Origin of the sequence: Deinococcus piscis, assembly GCF_014653275.1 — a bacterium.
GTDB classification, from domain to species: domain Bacteria; phylum Deinococcota; class Deinococci; order Deinococcales; family Deinococcaceae; genus Deinococcus; species Deinococcus piscis.
The window spans coordinates 24865-40430 of the sequence record NZ_BNAL01000002.1 but is presented as its reverse complement, the minus strand read 5'-3'; the positions used below and the strand labels follow the sequence as shown (position 1 = coordinate 40430).

Sequence of the window (15566 nt, the reverse complement as noted above, 5' to 3'; positions counted from 1 at the left end):
CCTGACAAGCGGCGCGGCAGGCCAGGACCTTGCCGCGTTCTTTGCGCTGGCTCCTAGACCTGTTTCCTTTCCGAAAGGACATGCCTCATGCAGACCTGCCGAGCCTCCAGTTGGACCGAACTGATGGACCTGCTGCACCAAGACTCCTGGAACGAAGCGTTGCAGCGCTTTCGCTCGCCCTACGTGTTCCGGGGGCAGGGAGGCCAGTTGCCACTGACCACTTCGTTGCAGCGGCTGGGAGGTGACCCGCGCGAACTCGAACGGCACCTCGTGCGGGCGTTCCGCAAGTATGCCTATGGCAGCGTGCCCGACCGCGACCTGCTGTGGTACTGGCTGGCGGTGGGGCAGCACCACGGCCTGCCTACCCGGCTGCTGGACTGGTCATACTCGCCACTGGTCGCGCTGCATTTTGCCACCGCCTCCGAAGCCCTGCACGGTGAAGACGGCGTGGTGTGGATGCTGAACTTCGCCCAGACCAATGCCGGGTTGCCTGCGCCGCTGCGCCAGCTGCTAGAGCACGAGGGCAGCGCCGTCTTCACGGTAGATATGCTGGATGCACTGGGCAAGTCTGCCGGCAATCTGGCGCAGGGACAGCTGGGCTTCGGTAGTGACACCAACTGGCTGGAACAGTACGAAACGGTGGCCGGGCAACCTTTTTTGCTGTTTCTAGAGCCTCCCTCGCTGGATCAACGCATTGTGCAGCAGTCGGCACTGTTTTCTATGTTGTCCAGCCCAGACGCTGAGCTTGAAGACTGGCTGGAGACCCACGACGGTGCTGTACAGCAAATTGTTCTGCCTGCCAAACTCAAAAGAGAAATCCGCGACAAACTGGACCAGGCCAACATCACCGAACGCACGCTGTTTCCCGACCTGGGCGGCCTGAGCCAGTGGCTGCGGCGGTATTACCAGGTGCGCGAAGGGCAGGCGGCTGGCGCTGAGCAAAGAGGCGAAGCCGAACTGCCCTGTATGGGCCGCGCCCCCACTCCCGACGAAGCCCGGATGCATCAGGACTGAGGCCGGGGGCACAGGCTGACGTCAGGACACCGCGCTGCCCCCGCCCACCGTGCGGTATTCGCCTGAGTCAATGATCTCGCGGATGGCCTGCACGGTGCCGCGCACATCGGCTTCGCTGTTGTAAAAAGGAATCGGGGCCAGACGCAGGATGCCCGGTTCGCGGTAGTCGGGAACGATGCCGCGCGCCCGCAGTGCCAGCGACACCTGCCGATTGTGCTCCCACTGCAAGGAGATGTGCCCGCCGCGCTCTGCCTCAGCGCGGGGCGTGATGACCTGCATTTCGGGCAACTGCTCATCCGCCAGGGTCAGCAGCAAGCCGGTCAGCTCCAGCGAACGCGCCCGCAGCTGCGCCAGGTCTACGCCGTCATAGACCTCCAGCGCTCCTTCCAGGGCCGCCAGTGACAGGATAGGCGGCGTACCCAGCTGATAGGCCCCGGCCCCCTCGCCGCGCTCGTAGTCGTTCGCCATCTTGAACTGGCTTGCCTTGTCGTTGCCCCACCAGCCACGCAGCGCAGGCACTGTGCCGAGGTGGCGCTCATGCACAAACAGGCCGCCGGGCGCACCGGGACCGGCATTCAGGTATTTGTAGCTGCACCACACTGCAAAATCAGCGTCCCAGTCATGAAACTGGTGCGGCACCGCCCCGATAGAGTGCGCCGCGTCCCAGCCCACCACGCAGCCCTGGGCGTGGGCATGGGCCGTCCAGCGGGCCACGTCCAGCAGCTGACCAGAGCGGTACAGCACGGTGGGCAGCAGCACCAGCGCAATTTCACCCGTGATGGCCGCGGCAATGTCGTCTGGGTGCAGGGTGTGGCCGTCGCGCGAGGGAATCAGCCGCAGTTCAGCGCCGTTCAGGTCCGCCCAGGAGCGCATGGCGTAGAGGTCGGTAGGAAAGTCCAGTTCGGTCGCCAGCAGGTGCCGTCGCTGGCCCTGCGGACGGTAGAACGTCGGCAGCAGCAGATGTAAATTGGTGGTGATAGAGCCGGTAGCAATCACCTCTTCGGGCCGTGCGCCCACCAGCCGCGACAGCGCAGGCGATAGCGCTTCGCTCAGGCCGAACCAGCGGTCCCAGCCCACTACCGCTAGCTCGGCCCAGTCGGCCAGGCGGCTCTCTACGGCCCTCTTGGCCGCGTGCGGCATCAGGCCCAGGCTGTTGCCGTCCATGTAGATGCCGGGCGGCATGGCAAAGGCTTCTGGCCGGTACAAATCAGGCTTGGGCATAGGTCAGCATAACGCGGCCCTGGCAGCAGAGCTGTATCACCCAGAAGCACCAGAGGAAGCGGAGGAGCTGGCTGCCGCTGCTTGGTCATCTTCCAGCTGGCGATAAGCGCAGAGCGCCGCCACCACCGCCAGCTCCGGCGGCACCGCCTGAAGCCGCAGCGCCACATCCTTGCCGTCATAGACACCGCCGACGCGCCCCGTAACTTCTGCTGGGCCTGCGTGCAGGATGATGTCCTTCCCGTCCCAGCGGCCCGAAAATCGGCCCCGCGCCTCACTCCCATTCAGGGCAAAGCTGAGGTCGTCGCCGTCTATCTGACCACCCAGCCGCAGGGACGCCACTTCAGCACTGAGGGCACCGTTCACATCGAAGCCGTCCACCTGTCCCCCCACCCGGCCCGAGACTTTGCCGCCTGCGTAGCGCAGGTCCAGGTCTTTGCCCAGGTACACGCCGCCGATGCGCCCGCGCAGCCGCTCACCGTCCCAGCTCGCCCGCAGGTCGTAGCCCTGATACACTCCGCCAACTCTGCCTGCCAACTCGCTCATGACAGCAGGATAGCCCTGGCCGGAGCGCCATCTGCGCCGTGGAGCGGCAGCGGCAAGCAGACCAGCGTGTATTCTCCCGGCGCAACGTGGCTCAGGCTCAGGCTTTCTAGGATGTGAATGCCTGCTGCGTAGGCAGCGTGGTGGCTGTCCAGGGTCTTGCTGTCCAGCGGGTCCATGCTGGGCACGTCCAGCCCCAGCAACCTCACGCCACGCTCGCCCGCCGCACGCACGAACTCGGGTGACGGATGGATAAAGGTGCGCGGAAACTCATCCCAGTGGGCAGGCTGACCTGTACACAGCAGCAGCCGGGGCGGCAGCTCGGCAGGCAGAGTGTCCAGCAGTGAAGCCTCCACCCGCCCTCCTGGCGGCACGCGCACCACCAGGGCCTGGCCCACATACACTTCCAGCGGGATGTCGTGCAGACGTGGGGCCGCATCATCGTAGTGCCAGGGGGCGTCCACATGGGTCCCGGTATGGGTCGACGTAGAAATCACACCGGTATTGACCGAGTCGCCGCCGCTGATCCGGGCACCGGGAGCCACCACGAAGGGCGCGTCTCCGGGCCAGTTGGGATGGCCGGGGGTCAGGGTACGTGAGATGTCGGTGATGTGCATAGGCCCAGGCTACGGCACACGGCGGGTGGGGAGTGACTTCAGGACGCCCTGCGCTGGCTGTCCCTTCCCCTGGCCTACACGGCCCTGGCTTACACTGAGCCACTATGACCAACAAGGCAAAGCCAGGCGGAGTGCGGGGAAACATGCAGGCGGCGGCCCTGGGGCGCCCGCTGTGGCAAGGCGAGGCTGGGGCAGTGTTTCCTGATCATCTCCAGCTGCATGGCCTGCGCGCTGAGGGGCGGCAGGTGGTCACTGCCCTGCCAGGCAAGCCGGGCGACCCACAGCCGCCAGAGCTGCGGCCTGGGCAGAACCCCGGGGGCCTCACACCGCAGCGCCTGCTGATTCTGGTAGGGCTGGGGGCTGTGTTCGGTGTGGCATCAAGCCTGTTGGGGCTGCCGTGGTGGGCGCAGATGGGGCTGGGTCTGGCGCTGGCGCTGGCTTACCTGGCGTGGCCCGCCGTGCGGCAGGTGCAGGCCATCGGGCAGTGGGCACAGCGCGAAGAAGCGGTTACGCTGGTCCTCTCCGGCGAAGGCGAAGGGGTTGTGGTGCGCTCGGTGCATCCAGGCGATTCCCCCGCCACCCTGGCCGAAGGGGGCCGGGGCGTGGCGCTGGTCGTGTACGGCCTGCCGCAGCAAGACCGTGTGCAGTTGGTGCGGCAAGTGCTGGGATATCAGGCCATGCGGGGCGGACGGCGCTGATCCCGGCATGAGGGGCAGCGTTTGTAGAGTGCCTGACAAAAAATACCTATCTTTGCCGCGAGCAAAGCGGGGGCAACACCGTGAGCCAAATGGCACATGGTCTTGCACAGCTGCACCGCGGAGCACGGCTTAGGGAAAGGGCCGTTGGATACCTCTTGTGACACCATCCCTCATCTCTTGCCTCCCTCTCCCAAAATTAATTTTCTTTGGCTATTTTTCATTTTTTTTATATATCGCTCATCCTCAGATGTGGTTGCTGGCGACATAAATCAGCCTCTATACTCAGAAAGTTGAGGCCGTATTCGGGGGAAGCTCAGTCTCAGAGAGGAAAATATGAAGAACTATAAATCTGGACTTGTGCCCTTCGCCCTGGCGCTCGCATTGGTCGGCTGCGGCAAAGATGATGTCCCCGCCACTGCCACTCCCGAAAAATCAGCCGGGCAACAAGCCACTTCTCTGCCGCCCGCTTCGCCCAGGATGCCTGTCACGCCGCAGCGTGCAGGCAAAGCCCACGAAATGCCGCCCATCCCCGATCCCAAAGCCGCCCAGGATCAGGATTTGGGCATACAAGAAGGCGCGCTGGACGCACAGGCAATCTGGTGGTGGGATAAGGTTTCCCTTTACGTGGTGGCCCACCAAGACGACTGGCAGCTGTTCATGAACCCCGATGCCTACACCGAGTCGCAGGAAGAGAACACCAAAATGGTCTTTATCTACACGACGGCTGGGGACGCCGGGCGGCGCTCACTGGTTCCGGGCGAGTCCTACATCCTGGCGCGTGAAGAAGGGGCCGAGCGCAGCATCCGCTTCTTGTCGGACGTCAGTACCGTGTCCCACAAGTCGGCGGTCAGAAGCCGGGTGATGGTGAACGGTCACCTGATTCGCCGCGTGGTCTATGGCAACACGGTCAGCTACTACCTGCGGCTCCCCGACGGCGGTATGGGTGGCCCCTCACTGGCCAAACTGCGCAGCCGCGAGCTGTCTGTGCTGACTGCGGTAGACAACTCTGCGATGTATCAAGGCTGGGGCGACCTGTCCAAAACGGTTGAACAGCTGGTCTACCGAGAAGGCCGCAACACCGCCGAACTGCGCTTTCATCTCGCCGACCCGGATTCCCAAATCAACCACGGCGACCATATCGAACACCGGCTGACCTCGGAACTGATCACCGAGCTGGCTCCCAAGATTCCCTGCGCCGAGCAGCGGCTGTACCAGACTTACAACACGTCCAGCCTGCCCATCAACATGACCACCGACGAGCTGCTCAACCACGCAGCCCTGTTCGGTGTGGTGGAAAGTGGCCGCGCCGATCTGGGCTTCCCGGGCGCGTGGGAACCGCTTCACAAATCATGGCTGGGCAAGCGCTACGTACGTACCGTTCCTGCCAAGGAATCTACGCCCTGCTTCTAATCACGGCCAGTCACCAGCTACCAGATCAGCCCTCCACAGTGCTAGGCATCAAAGCTCGGTCCGTACCTCCCACAGTTCGGGAAACAGGACAATATCTAGGGCTTTTTTGAGGTAGCCAGCACCGCTGGTTCCGCCGCTGCCGCGCTTGAATCCGATCACCCGCTCCACCGTGGTCAGATGGTTAAAGCGCCAGCGGCGGAACTGGTCTTCTACATCCAGCAGCTTCTCGGCCAGCTCGTACAGCTCCCAGTGGCGTCCGGTATCACGGTACACCTCCATCCAGGCCGCCTTGACTGCCGGATGAGACGTGTAGGGCTGCGAATAATCGCGCTCCAGCACCTCGGCTGGCAGGTCGAACCCGGCTCCCGCCAGCAGGCACAGCGTGAGGTCATAGATGCTGGGGGCTTCCATCGCCGCTTTGAGAGGACCGTGCAGGTCTTCCCGGTGGGCGTGGGGGCGCAGCATCACTTCATTGCGGTTGCCCAGCATGAACTCCATCATCCGGTAGCGCTCACTCTGAAACCCCGACGCCTGCCCAAATGCGCTGCGAAACTCTAGATAGTCCGTCGGAGTCATGGTTTTGAGCACGTCCCAGGCATTGGTCATCTGTTCCTCGGCGCGGACCACCCGGCTCAGCATCTTGAGCGGCGCGTCGGTGATGCCGCGCTCCAGCAGCGACATGGCCGCAGAAAGCTCACGCACAATCAGATCCAGCCACACTTCCGAGACGTGGTGAATGGCAATAAACAGGTGTTCGTCATGGGCCTGCGTGACCGGCTGGTGGGCACTGCGCAGCACGTCCAGCTGCAAATAGTCACCGTAGCTGAGGCTCCGGGTAAAATCGGTATAGGCCTGGTCCGCGCTATCGGGCGCACCAGGCCGGGTGGACTTCAGCTCAGGTGTCGGGGTCATGCCTCTTAGTCTGGCACAGCCCGCCGGGCGCACCCACACCCAGCAATCACACCCAGCAATCACTCCCAGCCTACTCAGGAAGACACGGTGACAGATGCAGGCAAAAGCGCCGGTCTTACATGGAACCGGCGCCCGAAAAGGCATGCATGCCAGGGGGCTTAGGCCCAGGGATTCAGCACCACTTTGACGCAGCCATCATGCTTCTGGCGGAACGTCTTGTACAGCTCAGGCGCTTCGTCCAGAGTGGCGCGGTGGGTGATCACGAAGGTGGGATCAATCTCGCCGGCTTCAATGCGGCTCAGCAGCGGGCCGATGTAGCGGTGGGTGTGGGTCTGACCCATGCGGAACTGCAGGCCTTTGCCGAACGCCGCGCCCATCGGCAGCTTGTCCACCAGGCCGCCATACACGCCAGGCACAGACACGGTGCCGCCCTTGGCACAACTCATGATGGCCCAGCGCAGCGCCGTGATGCGGTCAAAGGTCATGCCGGTGACCCGCTCGGCCATGTCCAGCGCGTGGCCGGGGCCGTGGCCGTGGGCCTCCATACCTACAGCGTCAATCACGTGGTCAGGGCCACGTCCGCCCGTGGATTCCAGCAGTGCAACCAGCACGTCTTCCTGTTCGTAGTTGATGGTCTGGCAGCCAGCCGCCTCGGCCATCGCCAGACGCTCAGGCACCCGGTCAATCACAATCACGTGGGCGGCCCCCAGCATCTGGGCGCTGCGGGCCGCAAACTGGCCCACCGGCCCGGCCCCGAATACCGCCACCACGTCGCGGCCCGGCAGGATGCCGCACTGCTCAGCGGCCTGGTAGCCGGTGGGAAAGATATCGGTCAGGAACAGCACCTGCTCGTCCTTCAGGTCCGTCTCGATCTTGTAGGGCCCTACGTCTGCGAAAGGAACGCGCACGTACTGCGCCTGACCGCCCGCGTACCCGCCGAACATATGCGAGTAGCCAAACAGGGCGCTGCCACTGGTCGCCCCATAAAGGGCTTGGGCCATGCGGTGGTTGGGATTGGAATTGTCGCAGGCAGCGTACAGCCCACGCTGGCAGAAGTCGCAGACCCCACAGGCGATGTTAAAGGGCACCACCACACGGTCGCCCACCTTCAGCCGCTTGACGTCACGGCCAACTTCGACCACTTCGCCCATAAACTCGTGACCCATCACGTCACCCTTTTCCATGCTGGGGATTACGCCATCCAGCAGGTGCAGGTCCGAGCCGCAAATGGCGGTCGAAGTGATTTTGATAATGGCGTCGGTGGGCAGCAGCAGTTCGGGGTCCGGAATGCGCTCTACACCAACTTGGTTGACTCCTTGCCAGACAATTGCTTTCATTGTTCACCCTTTCTATGGGTTTCGGAGCCCAGGTCGCGCCTGACTTCGGGCTGCGCGGCGGGGGCGGGCTTGCGCTGCCCAGCGTCGGCGCGGCCACTGGTCTGCCCGTTGACGGTGGGGTTGTAGCCCAGCTCCTGCTCGCGCTTAAAGCGCATCAGGTCGTCACGCAGCTGCTGGGCGGGTTCTTCGCCGAGGATGCGGGCGGCAATAGCACCAAAGCTGCCACCAGGCGGGCGGTAGGTCAGGCGCACGATCACTTCGGTGCCCCGGTCGCCGGGAGCGGCGCGGAACAGCGCCTCACCGCTGTTTTCTATGCTGGACCCAGGCAGTGAACGCCAGGCCAGGCGCCGGCCCGGCTCATCCGCCGTGATTTCGGCTTCCCAGCTCACTTCATTCATGGGTGCAGGGGCTTTGGCCGTCCAGCGCGAGCGTCGGCCATCCAGCACTTCTACCCGCTCCAGGTGCGACATGATGCGCGGCAGCCCTGAAAGATCGCGCCACTGGGCATAAATCACGTCCACCGGCTTGCCGATGGTGGTGGCCTCGCGCACCTGCACGTCGCCCTGGGCATTCTGGTCTACCTTGAGGGCCGTCGCCAGCGGATTGCGGCCACGCGCGGCCATGTAGCCCAGGCCGCCGCCCAAACCCAGCAGAATCAGGCGGCTCACGCCCGACTGTCCAAGTCCCGAAACCATCAGGGTGCCGCCCAGGACCCCCAGGGCTGTACGTTCGCCGCCCGGCAGCTGTGTACCGGGCAACTTCTTAGGAGGAACAGCTTTGGTGTTCATAGGGGCACTATGGCCTACGGTGCCATGTGGCCGCGTGCGAAATCTTATGCTGCGGTACTGGGCCAAGGTTTCCTAAACGCAGGCCTATGGGCAAAATCAGGCTTCATCAATCCGTATATTGCACCTCACCTTATCCAATCATCCTCTAACAGTTGCTGAATAAATTCTCCGTTCTAGTCTAGAAAACTGCTCAAAATTCGGACCTAGGTTTCCAAACGTTAGAAGAATTTTTGAAGCATGAGTCACTATTGGCACTTTCATTAACCCTTAGGGTGTGGGCGGAAACGAACAGTTTAGCTGCGGTCACCGGGACCGCGACAGATTTGGGAAGGTCTGTGTTCTCTTGTCGTTTCTAAAAGAGGTAAGACTATGAAAAAGACTACTGTTGTCGCCCTTGGACTGGGCCTGCTGCTGGCCTCCTGTGGGACTGCGCCTACGGCTCCTGCCACTACTCCTGAAGCTGGTGGCCTGACTTCGGTGGACCGTCCTGAGCGTGCCCGCAGCGCCGGAGAGCTGGCCCCGCTGATTAAAGTGGACCAGAAGAACGTCATTGATGGTCAGTACATCGTGGTCCTGAGCCAAGGTGCGCTGGGCAGCGACCTCAGTGCCCAGAGCGAAAGCAGCCTGATTCAGGCGCTGGGCCTCCAGCCCCAGGGCGTAACCATGCAGTACATCTATGGTCAGGCCCTCGAAGGTTTTGCCGCGCAGCTGAGTGCTGAAAACCTCCAGATTCTGCGCGCCGACCCCCGCGTCAAGTACATCGAGCAAGACCAGGTGATGCGCGCCAACGCCACCCAGAACGGAGCCACCTGGGGCCTCGACCGCGTTGATCAGCGTGCCCTGCCCCTCAACAGCAGCTACGTCTACAACACTACGGCCAGCAACGTGACCTCCTACATCATTGACACGGGCATCCTGACCACCCACAGCGACTTCGGTGGCCGCGCCGTGTGGGGCACCAACCAGACCGGCGATGGCCGCAACACCGACTGTAATGGACACGGCACCCACGTCGCTGGCACCGTCGGTGGCAACACTTATGGTGTTGCCAAAGGTACTCGTCTGGTGGCTGTCAAGGTCCTGAGCTGTGACGGCTCTGGTAGCAACTCTGGCGTGATTGCCGGTATCAACTGGGCCGCCAGCAACCGCTCCGGTCCTGCGGTGGCCAACATGAGCCTGGGCGGCGGTGCCAGCCAGGCCACCGACGACGCCGTCAGTGGCGCAGTCAACCGTGGCCTAACCATGGTCGTCGCTGCGGGCAACGAAAACCAGAACGCCTGTAACGTAAGCCCAGCCCGCGCTCCGCTCGCCATCACCGTGGGTTCGACCACCCGCAGCGATGCCCGCAGCTCGTTCTCGAACTACGGGTCCTGCGTAGACATCAATGCGCCTGGCAGCGATATCACCAGCGCCTGGCACACCGGCAACACCGCCACCAACACCATCAGCGGTACTTCTATGGCCTCTCCGCATGTGGCTGGCGGCGCTGCTCTGGTCCTGGCCACCAATCCCAGCTACACCCCAGCCCAGGTGAACAGTGCCCTGAACGCCAGTGCCACCACTGGACAACTGACCGGGCTCAACGGCAGCCCCAACCGCCTCCTCTATACTCTGGCAGGCAGCAGCACCCCCACCCCCACACCCACCCCGACCCCCGGCGAGCGTACTTTTAGCGGCACCCTGAGCCAGGGCCAGGCGGCCTACGCCCCCAGCGCCAACGGCGAAGCCCGCAGCGGTGCCATCACCTTGCAGCTGACCGGCCCCAGTGGCGCCGACTTTGACCTGACCCTGCAGCGTTATGACGGCAGCCAGTGGGTTGATGTGGCCAGCAGCCAGGGCACCAGCTCCAGCGAACGCATCAGCACCAGCGTGGCCAGCGGCACCTACCGCTATGAGGTTTACGCCTACTCTGGCAGCGGCTCCTTTACCCTGACGGTGCAGTAAGCCTTTCCTACACCACATCACCAAGCGAACCAAGTGAGCAGCGGCTTCCTTAACAGAGGCCGCTGTTCTTGGTGTTGTTGGTTTGGCTGTTGCCTTGCGCCGACTTGGGCGAGCGACATAAGCATGGGCAGACACAGAGGCAGGAGGACATGAACACTGCCCTCCTGCCTCTATTCATTTGGCCTGACGGCTTAGGGCTTAGCCAGCTTGAGCTGCGCCGTGAATCTCCTTGACGGCACTCATGGCCGAGAGGAGCGCGCCTTCCTGCCAGCCGTTCCAGTAGCTGATGTGTTCACCGGCCAGCATCAGGGGACCGTGACGGCGGCTGAGAACCTCATAAGCACCTTTACGCTGCTCGTCACTGTAGGGCGCGTAGCAGCCCAGCGACCAGGGCACCCGGTGCCAGCCCACGCTCACGCCACTGATAAAGTCCTTTTCAATCTGCGGGTGAATCTGCGCGTACTGCCCGCGCACATCCTTCAGGCGCTCGTCTGGAGTCATGCCGCTGTACTTCAGTGCGTTGGGACCAAACTGATAAGCGGCCAGCAGCACGCCGGTTTCGGCCAGGTTCTGTCCGGTTGAAGGATAGCTGGTCACGGCAATCGGCAAGTCGGTGTAGGTCACACCGCCGTAGATGTGCTCCTCGGTCTCCCAGAAACGGCGCGATTCCAAGCCGGCCTTGAAGCTGGCAGCGTAAGCGATTTCCTTGGTGGCCTTGACCAACTCGGGGTCAGCCTTGAGGTCAATTTGCGAAAGCACCGACAGCGGAATGGTGCAAATGCAGTAGTCGGCCTGCACCTGCTTCTCAGCGCCGCCCGCATCCTGATAGGTCGCAGTCACGCCGCTGTCGGTCACAGTCAGGCCAGTTACGCGGGCCTGATAGGTGATCATGTCGCGGGTGCGCTCCTCGAAAGCGCGGGCCATCTGATCCATGCCGCCCACTGGCTGGAAAATAGCCTGTTGGTGCTCATAGACCAGACCGTCAATGATGTTCTGCCAGTAGCCATCCTTGAGCAGTTCCTCGCGTGGGATCAGATCGGAAGGCTGTCCAGGGCCGGGGTCAGTGCGGTCACCGGGGTCTACGGCGTAGCCACGGTGATAGCTGGAGACCATGCCCTTGACGTAGCGGGCGCTGTCATCGAGCGCTCCCCACTGACTCAGCGCCTCAATCATGGCGTCCTGATCATCGCCGGTCAGGTCGCCTTCCAGCGCACCAGCATTGACCGCTTTGCTCAGCAGTTCAGCGACATTGCCGTAGAAGTCCGAGCGCACTTCGCGGATGCGGTACTTCTTGCCAGGGCCAGAGCGGTGGATATAGGCGTTCTCGTTGACCTGAATAAACGGTTCCAGGCGCACGCCAAACTGCCGGGCGTAGTGCATGTAGGTTTGGTGGTGATAGGGAATGCGCCAGGGGCCGGGGTTGAAGTAGTTGCCTTCCTGGAACTTCACCTGCTGGGTTTCGCCGCCCAGCTCGGTGTAGGTGTCGCCGCCACGCAGGGTCCAGCAGCGGCCCCCAGCGCGCTCGTTGTACTCCAGAATCTTCACGTCGTAGCCGATCTTGCTCAGCTCAAAGGCAGACGACATACCGGCCAAGCCAGCGCCTAGAATCAGCACGCTCTTGCCCTGGCCGCTGCCCTGCAAGGTCGGCACGGCATTGGTGCTGGCCTGGGCAAAGCCCAACGAGGTCATGGCGTGATAGGCAGCGGTGCTGCCACCGATAGCCCCCATCATCTCAATAAAGCGGCGGCGGCTCATCCCGCCTACTTTTCCTTTAGGTACAGAACTCTTGGTCATCCGGCATCATCTCCTAGCGTGGTTGAGCGCGCACTCTTGCGCAGCGGCTCAATCTCAGCTGCCGTCGTCTCACCCTCAAAGTTGTTCAGGTCTTGGCGCAAATAATTGATAATCGCTGCCACTTGTTCGTCGGTCAGCTGATCGGCAAAAGACGGCATCGCGCCTGCACCATTCAGAATGAAGGTGGCAGGATAAACCGCAGCTTGCAGGTTCTGGTTGCCCGCCAGCGCCGGGTAGTTCTTGGTGCCTGCGCCAGCGTCAGCGCCCACACCGCCCGGCATGTGACAGCTCTGGCAGGCCGCAGTGTACAGCTCGGCCCCGTCGGTCAGGTCAAATGCGGGGTGAACGGTTGGCGCAGCATTCTTGTCTTCCTCGGTTACGCTGGTGCCACCGGCCAAAGCGCCGTTTTCGCTTCCAGCTTGAACCTGTCCCTGAGCAGTCGCAGGCTGGCTGGAATTGCCGTCATTCGCTGGGGCCGAAGTTCCAGCTGCCGAGCTGCTGGCCTTGCCCGTGCCCTGGGCGTCTGTGCCGTGTGCTCCCTGGGCCGCGCCCTCAGTCTTCTGAACTCCAGCGGCCTGAGCTGCGCGGACATTTTCCTGGGCGGAGGTGGTGCGGGCGAAGCTCAGCAGCAGGGCTGTTCCAATCAGAAACAGCACCGCCAGGGCCGCCACGGCCTTCCAAGCCATTGATTTTGCTTGATCCATCGGATTTCTCTCCTCTAAGGGGGGAGGCCAGCGAGCTTGAGCACTCGGCTGACCAGTGTCTGTGACATATGACCCGGTAGGTCTACTGTCAACTTAGACCTTTTTGTGTGTCCGGGCAACTGCTGTCACTGTGGCAAGGAAGTAAGGCAAAGGCCTGCTCCCCAAACAAGAACCCCTGCTCGGCTCGCATACAGCCATTAATATCCGCTCAAATGGAATGATCCCAACAAATAACAGAAAAATTCTTGTCAGACGTTAGAAAATCGCCCTTCGAGCACCACCACCGCTGAGGCGTAATCACGGCTGTGCGTCAGGCTCAGATGAGCTTGCCAGCCGCTTGTCTGCATCTCAGCGGCAAGATGCGGCGCAAAGTGTAGCCGGGGCGCGGCCCGTGTAAATGGTCCCTCAGGAGTCAGTGCCCGCTCGACCCAGACTTCCTGCCAGCCAAAAGGGCGCGGCCAGACCTTCTGAAAAGCTTCCTTGGCTGCGAACCGCGCCGCCAGCGAAGGCACCGGGTCGCGCTGGGCGTGCGCGTAGTCCAGCTCTGCTGACGTAAACAGGCGGCGGTAACGCTGCGGCTCACGCTGCAACAGGCCGCGAATACGTTCCAGCTCAATCAGGTCATGACCGACAGCGACAATCACGCGGACCATGATAGCGAGATTGCCGCTGCGTACCGGCTGTGCGCGGAGGGAAAAGGTCAGGCGAACAGGTCAGACGACAGGTAGCGGTCACCCCGGTCACACACGATGGTCACGATCAGGCCGCGTTCACCGGCAGCTGTCAGCTCGCGGGCCAACTGCGCGGCGGCGTGCGCGGCACCCCCGCTGCTCATGCCCGCAAAAATGGCTTCGTCACGGGCCAGGGCGCGGGTCATGGCGCGGGCGTCGGCCTCGCTCACATCTATAACCCGGTCCACCCGCTCCGGCTCGTAGTTAGCAGGCAGGTACGCTTCGGGCCAGCGGCGAATGCCGGGAATACTGGCCCCCTCGGTGGGCTGCACTCCCACAATCTGCACCGACTCAAGCTGTTCCTTGAGATAGCGCGACACCCCCATGATGGTGCCGGTGGTGCCCATGCTGGACACGAAGTGGGTGACTTGCCCGGCGGTATCGCGCCAGATTTCGGGGCCGGTGGTTTCGTAGTGGGCACGGGGGTTATCGGGGTTGCCAAACTGGTTGAGCATCTGGGCGCGGCCAGCTGTCACCTCGGCGTGCATGTGGTCAATGGCCGCCTCCATGCCCCCCGCCGCTGGCGTCAGCGTGACCGTGGCCCCGTAAGCCCGCATGGTCTGGACGCGCTCCGCCGTGGCATTTTCCGGCATGACCAGCTCGATGTCCAGGCCGTGCAGCCGCGCCAGCATCGCCAGGGCAATGCCCGTGTTACCGCTGGTGGCCTCAATCAGGTGCATGCCGGGCCGCAGTTCGCCGCGCTCCAGCAGGCCCTCAATCATGGCCCGGGCAGCGCGGTCCTTGACGCTGCCGCCAGGGTTCTGGCCTTCGAGCTTGCCGTAGACCTGAACCAGCTCAGTGCTGAGACTGTGCAGCTGCACGAGTGGCGTGTTGCCGATCAGGTCCAGTGCGGAGGAAAAGAGGGCGGGCGCTTGTGCAGTCATGTGCGGCAGTGTAGAGCAGGGCCCGCAGGGAACACTGCAAGGTGAAACCAGGCTAGGCAAGCTAAGAGCAGATGAAGTGGGAGCCCCTGAAGCGGGCGCAGGTGAAGTGGGAGTGAGGCCCCCACTTGGCCCTCACTCAGACGGTACGAATATCCAGCTCACCCCGGTAGTACACCTTGGCCCCAGCAGGAATGCTGCGGGTAATCCAGACATTGCCGCCAATCACGCTGCCCGCTCCAATCACCGTTTGTCCGCCCAGGATGGTGGCCCCGGCGTAGATCACCACGTCATCTTCAATGGTGGGGTGGCGCTTGGTACCCGCCAGTTCCTTTTCTACGCTGAGTGCGCCCAGGGTGACCCCCTGATATAGCTTGACGCCACTGCCAAGGTGCGCCGTCTCGCCCACCACGATACCGGTGCCGTGATCTATACAGAATCTCTCGCCGATTTCAGCCCCAGGATGGATATCTATCCCGGTGCGGCTGTGGGCCCGCTCGGTAATCAGGCGGGGCAATAGCGGCACGCCCAGGCGGTGCAGCTGGTGGGCAATCCGGTACAGGGCCACCGCATAAAAGCCTGGATATGCACGGATCACCTCGTAGTGGCTGCGGGCGGCGGGGTCACCTTCCCACATGGCATGGGCGTCAGCGACCAGCAGGCTGTACAGCTGCGGCACAGCGGCCATGAACTGGGTCGCCAGGGCAGGGGCTCCCGTGGGCAACTCAGCCTCCAGCGGGGTCAGGGTGCGGGCCAGGGTGGCTTCCAGCCGAATCAGCTCGGCACGCAGGCAAGCTGCACTTCCGATGCAGCGCCCAGTCTGCTCCGGAAACAGCGTATACAACAGCTCTTCGGCCCAGCCCACCACCCACTCACTGGGCGGGTAGCGCCCGCCTTCGCGGTGGTGCTGGAGCAGCTGCTCCAAAAAGTCGTCGCTGAGAAAGGCCGGCACAGGCGTCATGGCAAGGAGTATAG

General features: G+C 63.0%; 15 protein-coding genes. 4 read left to right on the top strand and 11 right to left on the bottom strand.

The window, feature by feature from the left end:
* Positions 1-87 precede the first annotated feature (87 nt).
* Positions 88-1014, top strand: a complete 927-nt coding sequence (locus IE158_RS01120) for an FRG domain-containing protein (RefSeq protein ID WP_189641832.1) — start codon at positions 88-90, stop codon at positions 1012-1014.
* Positions 1015-1035: 21 nt separating this feature from the next.
* Here the strand turns inward: IE158_RS01120 and kynU are convergent, their stop codons facing one another.
* From kynU to IE158_RS01105, 3 genes are read right to left on the bottom strand one after another with little or no spacing between them, the layout of a single operon-like run.
* The gene (gene kynU, locus IE158_RS01115) at positions 1036-2235 is read right to left on the bottom strand and encodes a kynureninase (protein ID WP_189641831.1); all 1200 of its coding nucleotides are present in this window, start codon (positions 2233-2235) and stop codon (positions 1036-1038) included.
* Between the two features lie 36 nt (positions 2236-2271).
* A complete protein-coding gene (locus tag IE158_RS01110) occupies positions 2272-2778 on the bottom strand; it encodes a hypothetical protein (RefSeq protein ID WP_189641830.1) in 507 nt (168 codons plus the stop codon).
* Positions 2775-3392 carry a cyclase family protein gene (locus IE158_RS01105; protein ID WP_189641829.1) on the bottom strand — a complete coding sequence of 206 codons (618 nt, stop codon included), beginning with the start codon at positions 3390-3392 and terminating at the stop codon, positions 2775-2777. Before IE158_RS01105 ends, IE158_RS01110 begins: the two co-directional genes overlap by 4 nt.
* Positions 3393-3496: 104 nt before the next feature.
* Between IE158_RS01105 and IE158_RS01100 the strand changes: the two genes are divergently transcribed.
* Positions 3497-4090: a hypothetical protein gene (locus tag IE158_RS01100; protein ID WP_189641828.1), complete on the top strand. Its 594-nt coding sequence runs from the start codon at positions 3497-3499 to the stop codon at positions 4088-4090.
* Between the two features lie 333 nt (positions 4091-4423).
* On the top strand, positions 4424-5500 hold the full coding sequence (locus IE158_RS01095; protein WP_189641827.1) for a PIG-L family deacetylase: 1077 nt from the start codon (positions 4424-4426) through the stop codon (positions 5498-5500).
* 48 nt (positions 5501-5548) lie between these two features.
* Here the strand turns inward: IE158_RS01095 and kynA are convergent, their stop codons facing one another.
* The 3 genes from kynA to IE158_RS01080 all read right to left on the bottom strand — a co-directional run bounded on the left by kynA (position 5549) and on the right by IE158_RS01080 (position 8537).
* Complete coding sequence (gene kynA / locus IE158_RS01090; protein ID WP_189641826.1) at positions 5549-6412, bottom strand: tryptophan 2,3-dioxygenase; 864 nt, start codon at positions 6410-6412, stop codon at positions 5549-5551.
* Positions 6413-6570: 158 nt separating this feature from the next.
* The gene (locus tag IE158_RS01085; RefSeq protein ID WP_189641825.1) at positions 6571-7749 is read right to left on the bottom strand and encodes a zinc-dependent alcohol dehydrogenase; all 1179 of its coding nucleotides are present in this window, start codon (positions 7747-7749) and stop codon (positions 6571-6573) included.
* Entirely contained in the window at positions 7746-8537 is a 792-nt protein-coding gene (locus tag IE158_RS01080; protein WP_189641824.1) for an SRPBCC family protein, read from the bottom strand. The genes IE158_RS01085 and IE158_RS01080 overlap by 4 nt, the downstream gene beginning before the upstream one ends.
* Positions 8538-8906: 369 nt before the next feature.
* Between IE158_RS01080 and IE158_RS01075 the strand changes: the two genes are divergently transcribed.
* Positions 8907-10481: a S8 family peptidase gene (locus IE158_RS01075; RefSeq protein ID WP_189641823.1), complete on the top strand. Its 1575-nt coding sequence runs from the start codon at positions 8907-8909 to the stop codon at positions 10479-10481.
* 198 nt (positions 10482-10679) lie between these two features.
* Here the strand turns inward: IE158_RS01075 and IE158_RS01070 are convergent, their stop codons facing one another.
* From IE158_RS01070 to IE158_RS01050, 5 genes are all read right to left on the bottom strand, one after another.
* Positions 10680-12275, bottom strand: coding sequence for a flavin monoamine oxidase family protein (locus IE158_RS01070; RefSeq protein WP_229838816.1), 1596 nt, complete (start codon positions 12273-12275; stop codon positions 10680-10682).
* A complete protein-coding gene (locus IE158_RS01065; RefSeq protein ID WP_229838815.1) occupies positions 12272-12961 on the bottom strand; it encodes a c-type cytochrome in 690 nt (229 codons plus the stop codon). Before IE158_RS01065 ends, IE158_RS01070 begins: the two co-directional genes overlap by 4 nt.
* Before the next feature lie 266 nt (positions 12962-13227).
* A complete protein-coding gene (locus tag IE158_RS01060; RefSeq protein ID WP_189641821.1) occupies positions 13228-13623 on the bottom strand; it encodes a 4'-phosphopantetheinyl transferase superfamily protein in 396 nt (131 codons plus the stop codon).
* A 56-nt stretch (positions 13624-13679) separates the two neighbouring features.
* Complete coding sequence (gene cysM, locus IE158_RS01055) at positions 13680-14594, bottom strand: cysteine synthase CysM (protein WP_189641820.1); 915 nt, start codon at positions 14592-14594, stop codon at positions 13680-13682.
* A gap of 136 nt (positions 14595-14730) precedes the next feature.
* Positions 14731-15552 (bottom strand): serine O-acetyltransferase, encoded by an 822-nt coding sequence (locus IE158_RS01050; protein ID WP_189641819.1) that lies wholly within the window; start codon positions 15550-15552, stop codon positions 14731-14733.
* Between the last annotated feature and the right edge of the window lie 14 nt (positions 15553-15566).

What these genes read in the sequence shown, in the direction of transcription:
- IE158_RS01105 (WP_189641829.1), bottom strand. Translation starts at nt 3,392, where the DNA reads ATGCACATCACCGACATCTCACGTACCCTGACCCCCGGCCATCCCAAC.
- IE158_RS01110 (WP_189641830.1), bottom strand. Translation starts at nt 2,778, where the DNA reads ATGAGCGAGTTGGCAGGCAGAGTTGGCGGAGTGTATCAGGGCTACGAC.
- kynA (WP_189641826.1), bottom strand. Translation starts at nt 6,412, where the DNA reads ATGACCCCGACACCTGAGCTGAAGTCCACCCGGCCTGGTGCGCCCGAT.
- IE158_RS01100 (WP_189641828.1), top strand. Translation starts at nt 3,497, where the DNA reads ATGACCAACAAGGCAAAGCCAGGCGGAGTGCGGGGAAACATGCAGGCG.
- IE158_RS01080 (WP_189641824.1), bottom strand. Translation starts at nt 8,537, where the DNA reads ATGAACACCAAAGCTGTTCCTCCTAAGAAGTTGCCCGGTACACAGCTG.
- IE158_RS01065 (WP_229838815.1), bottom strand. Translation starts at nt 12,961, where the DNA reads ATGGCTTGGAAGGCCGTGGCGGCCCTGGCGGTGCTGTTTCTGATTGGA.
- IE158_RS01085 (WP_189641825.1), bottom strand. Translation starts at nt 7,749, where the DNA reads ATGAAAGCAATTGTCTGGCAAGGAGTCAACCAAGTTGGTGTAGAGCGC.
- IE158_RS01050 (WP_189641819.1), bottom strand. Translation starts at nt 15,552, where the DNA reads ATGACGCCTGTGCCGGCCTTTCTCAGCGACGACTTTTTGGAGCAGCTG.
- IE158_RS01070 (WP_229838816.1), bottom strand. Translation starts at nt 12,275, where the DNA reads ATGACCAAGAGTTCTGTACCTAAAGGAAAAGTAGGCGGGATGAGCCGC.
- IE158_RS01075 (WP_189641823.1), top strand. Translation starts at nt 8,907, where the DNA reads ATGAAAAAGACTACTGTTGTCGCCCTTGGACTGGGCCTGCTGCTGGCC.
- kynU (WP_189641831.1), bottom strand. Translation starts at nt 2,235, where the DNA reads ATGCCCAAGCCTGATTTGTACCGGCCAGAAGCCTTTGCCATGCCGCCC.
- IE158_RS01095 (WP_189641827.1), top strand. Translation starts at nt 4,424, where the DNA reads ATGAAGAACTATAAATCTGGACTTGTGCCCTTCGCCCTGGCGCTCGCA.
- cysM (WP_189641820.1), bottom strand. Translation starts at nt 14,594, where the DNA reads ATGACTGCACAAGCGCCCGCCCTCTTTTCCTCCGCACTGGACCTGATC.
- IE158_RS01120 (WP_189641832.1), top strand. Translation starts at nt 88, where the DNA reads ATGCAGACCTGCCGAGCCTCCAGTTGGACCGAACTGATGGACCTGCTG.